Source organism: Streptomyces phytophilus (genome assembly GCF_013870535.1).
GTDB lineage: Bacteria > Actinomycetota > Actinomycetes > Streptomycetales > Streptomycetaceae > Streptomyces > Streptomyces phytophilus.
In genome coordinates this window covers 1-3662 of the sequence record NZ_JACBXC010000593.1, presented here as the reverse complement: position 1 = coordinate 3662, position 3662 = coordinate 1, and the positions used below count along the sequence as shown (strand labels likewise).

Below are 3662 nucleotides of genomic sequence, written 5' to 3'. Positions count from 1 at the left end.
GAACCTTACCAGACCTTTTTCGGTGCGAATTCCCGCTCCGGATCGGGTAGTTCAGAGGTGCTCTGCATCGGAGTCATCGTGCCCTCCTGCCCGAGCGACGTGAACAGTACCAGGTCACCTGCGCGCAATGCGAATCGCCCTCAGCCGTCCAGGGAGTTGGGCGGGGTGTCGAGTTCTTCGAGTTCGACACCGGGGGCCGCCAGGACCACGTCGCCGGCGATGTGGACCTCGTGCTGTTCACCCGTTTCCAGGTCGCTGACCTGGTAGTTCACCACTCGCAGCGGTCCCGCGTCGGCCTCGTGGGTGGCCTCCCCGGCGCGCGTCCACGCCTGGTCCAGCGTGCGCGGGGCGAGGACCGGGTGGGTGAGGGCGACCAGGCGGAGGCGGTGGGGGGTTGGAGCGGGGGATGCGGGGAGGAGGCGGGTGGTGGCGATGAGGAAGGCCGGGGACGTGCCCGTGAAGCCGTGGGCGCGGGCGTTGCCCTCGCGGGCCTCGGCTCCCGTGGGGTCCGAGCGGACCCAGGTGATGCCGTCCAGGGCGGCGCCGCGGACCTGCCAGCCGGCGGCGTGGAGTTCGAGGCGGACGGGGCGGCCGAGGTAGTCGGTGGTGAGGTCGACGGAGCCCGTGGCCGTGCCGTCGGGGGCGGTGGTCCGGGCGGTGTAGCGCCAGCCGGAGGGGCCGGGGGCGCAGTGGAAGTGCTCGTCGCCCAGCGGGGTGCCGTCGTACGGGTCGTAGAGGGAATAGCGTCCGCGCGGCATGTCCGCACCCTACGCGGGCGGGCGTTCCCGGACGCGCCGCCGCCCGCCCGGGGCTTCCGGGCGGGCGGCCGTGGTGGTTCGGGGATCAGTACCGGTAGTGGTCCGGCTTGTACGGGCCCTCGACCTTCACGCCGATGTACGACGCCTGCTCCGGCCGGAGTTCGGTGAGCCGGACGCCGAGGGCGTCGAGGTGGAGGCGGGCGACCTTCTCGTCGAGGTGCTTGGGCAGCACGTAGACGCCGGTCGGGTAGTCCGCGGTCTTCGCGAACAGCTCGATCTGGGCGATCGTCTGGTTCGCGAAGGAGTTGGACATGACGAAGGACGGGTGGCCCGTCGCGTTGCCGAGATTCAGCAGGCGGCCCTCGGACAGGACGATGAGGACCCTGCCGTCGGGGAAGGTCCAGGTGTGCACCTGGGGCTTGACCTCGTCCTTGACCACGCCGGGCAGCTTGGCGAGGCCGGCGATGTCGATCTCGTTGTCGAAGTGGCCGATGTTGCCGATGATCGCCTGGTGCTTCATCCGCTGCATGTGCGCGGCCAGGATGATGTCCTTGTTGCCGGTGGCGGTGACGAAGATGTCGGCGGTCTCGACGACGTCCTCCAGCCGCGCCACCTGGAAGCCGTCCATGGCCGCCTGGAGGGCGCAGATCGGGTCGATCTCGGTGATGACGACCCGGGCGCCCTGGCCGCGCAGGGACTCGGCGCAGCCCTTGCCGACGTCGCCGTAGCCGCAGATGACCGCGACCTTGCCGCCGATGAGGACGTCGGTGGCGCGGTTGATGCCGTCGACGAGGGAGTGGCGGCAGCCGTACTTGTTGTCGAACTTCGACTTGGTCACCGAGTCGTTGACGTTGATGGCCGGGAAGAGCAGCGTGCCGGCCTGGTGCATCTCGTAGAGCCGGTGGACGCCGGTGGTGGTCTCCTCGGTGACGCCGCGGATCTCGGAGGCGAGCTGGGTCCACTTCTGCGGGGACTCGGCGACGGTGCGGGTGAGGAGCTGGAGGATGACGCGCTCTTCGTCGCTCTCCGCGGTGTCGGGCGAGGGGACCTTGCCGTCCTTCTCGAACTCGACGCCCTGGTGGACGAGGAGGGTGGCGTCGCCGCCGTCGTCGAGGATCATGTTCGGGCCGCCGGTGGCGGTGCCGGGCCAGGTGAGGGCCTGCTCCGTGCACCACCAGTACTCCTCCAGCGTCTCGCCCTTCCAGGCGAAGACGGGGACGCCACGGGGGTCGTCCGGGGTGCCGTCGGGGCCGACGGCTACGGCCGCGGCGGCGTGGTCCTGGGTGGAGAAGATGTTGCACGAGGCCCAGCGGACCTCGGCGCCGAGGGCGGCCAGGGTCTCGATGAGGACCGCGGTCTGCACGGTCATGTGCAGCGAGCCGGTGATGCGGGCGCCGGCGAGCGGCTGGGCCTCGGCGTACTCGTTGCGGATGGCCATGAGGCCGGGCATCTCGTGCTCGGCGAGCTGGATCTCCTTGCGGCCGAAGGCGGCCAGGGACAGGTCGGCGACCTTGAAGTCCGGGCTCGTGGCGGTGGTCGTGGAAGTCACGTCGTCACTCCTTGAGGGATGGTCGGATTCCCTGAGCGCAGACGGGACATGCGCGCGGCGCACGTGTGCACGCACGCGTACGGACACACCGGTCCCTCTGCGGCTCAGTCCGCCGGAGGCCCTCTCTCCCCCTCGGCCGGCCCGCTCGCGGGCCACCCGATCGCCATCAGCAGCGACGTCTGGCTCTGCCCCACGAATCTACCGCAGGCTGCCCCTCGCCGCGGAGGCATGTGGACAACGGGAACCGGCCATCCCGCGGATCGGACGGTCGGTGGGACCGCGGGTCCGGAGGACCGGGGCCGCCTTCTGCCCCGGCGTGCCTGCGCGCGGTCCCCGTGCTCGTCACGTGTCCGCGGCCGCGCGGGCGATGTCCGGCTCCAGGTAGATCATCCTGGCCACCGGCACCGCCTCCCGCACCCGGGACTCCGCGGCGTCGATGGCGCGGGCCACCTCGCCCGCCGTGTCGTCGTGCTGCACCGCGATCTTCGCCGCAACCAGCAGCTCGTCCGGGCCGAGGTAGAGGGTCTTGAGGTGGATGACCTGGGTGACGGCGTCGCCGTCGACGAGCGCGGTGGTGATGGCCGCGACGTCGGCGTCGCTGGCGCCCTCGCCGAGGAGGAGGCTCTTGGTCTCGATGGCGAGTATGACGGCGATGATCAGCAGCAGGACGCCGATGGACACCGTGCCGATGCCGTCCCAGACGCCGTCGCCGGTGGCGAGGGCGACGCCGACGCCGCAGAGCGCGAGGACCAGGCCGACGAGGGCGCCGAGGTCCTCCAGCAGCACCACGGGCAGTTCGGGTGCCTTGGCGCGGCGGATGAACTGCCACCAGCCCTGGCTGCCGCGTACCTCGTTGGACTCCTTGATGGCAGTGCGGAAGGAGAAGATCTCCGCGATGATCGCGAAGACGAGGACGCCCACCGGCCAGTACCAGTGGTCGATCTCGTGCGGGTCCTCGATCTTGTGGTAGCCCTCGTAGACCGCGAAGAGGCCGCCGACCGTGAAGAGCACGATGGAGACGAGGAACGCGTACACGTACCTCTCGCGGCCGTAGCCGAAGGGGTGCTCCTTCGTCGCCGCCCGCTTGGCGCGCTTGCCGCCGAGGAGGAGCAGCGCCTGGTTGCCGGAGTCGGCCAGGGAGTGCACGGCCTCGGCGAGCATGGAGGACGAGCCGCTGAAGGCCCATGCCACGAACTTCGCGACTGCGATCGACAAGTTGGCGCAGAGCGCCGCGAGGATCGCCTTCGTACCGCCGCCTGCAGCCATGTGCCGCCGGCTCCTTCCGTCTGCTTCCCGCGGGGCGCGGCGGGAGGCCGCGCCCTGTCACGGCGGCACATTCTGTCAGCACCGCGGCC

The 3662-nt window shown here is 70.8% G+C and carries 3 protein-coding genes; all 3 read right to left on the bottom strand.

Features of this window, described 5'->3' with window-relative positions; all coding sequences use genetic code 11:
- Positions 1-140: 140 nt before the first annotated feature.
- The 3 genes from H5J30_RS21890 to H5J30_RS21880 all read right to left on the bottom strand — a co-directional run bounded on the left by H5J30_RS21890 (position 141) and on the right by H5J30_RS21880 (position 3573).
- Positions 141-758, bottom strand: a complete 618-nt coding sequence (locus H5J30_RS21890) for a hypothetical protein (RefSeq protein ID WP_181789093.1) — start codon at positions 756-758, stop codon at positions 141-143.
- Positions 759-843: 85 nt separating this feature from the next.
- On the bottom strand, positions 844-2307 hold the full coding sequence (ahcY, locus tag H5J30_RS21885; protein WP_181789092.1) for an adenosylhomocysteinase: 1464 nt from the start codon (positions 2305-2307) through the stop codon (positions 844-846).
- A 342-nt stretch (positions 2308-2649) separates the two neighbouring features.
- Positions 2650-3573, bottom strand: a complete 924-nt coding sequence (locus H5J30_RS21880) for a cation diffusion facilitator family transporter (RefSeq protein WP_181789091.1) — start codon at positions 3571-3573, stop codon at positions 2650-2652.
- Positions 3574-3662 lie beyond the last annotated feature (89 nt).

What these genes read in the sequence shown, in the direction of transcription:
- H5J30_RS21880 (WP_181789091.1), bottom strand. Translation starts at nt 3,573, where the DNA reads ATGGCTGCAGGCGGCGGTACGAAGGCGATCCTCGCGGCGCTCTGCGCC.
- H5J30_RS21890 (WP_181789093.1), bottom strand. Translation starts at nt 758, where the DNA reads ATGCCGCGCGGACGCTATTCCCTCTACGACCCGTACGACGGCACCCCG.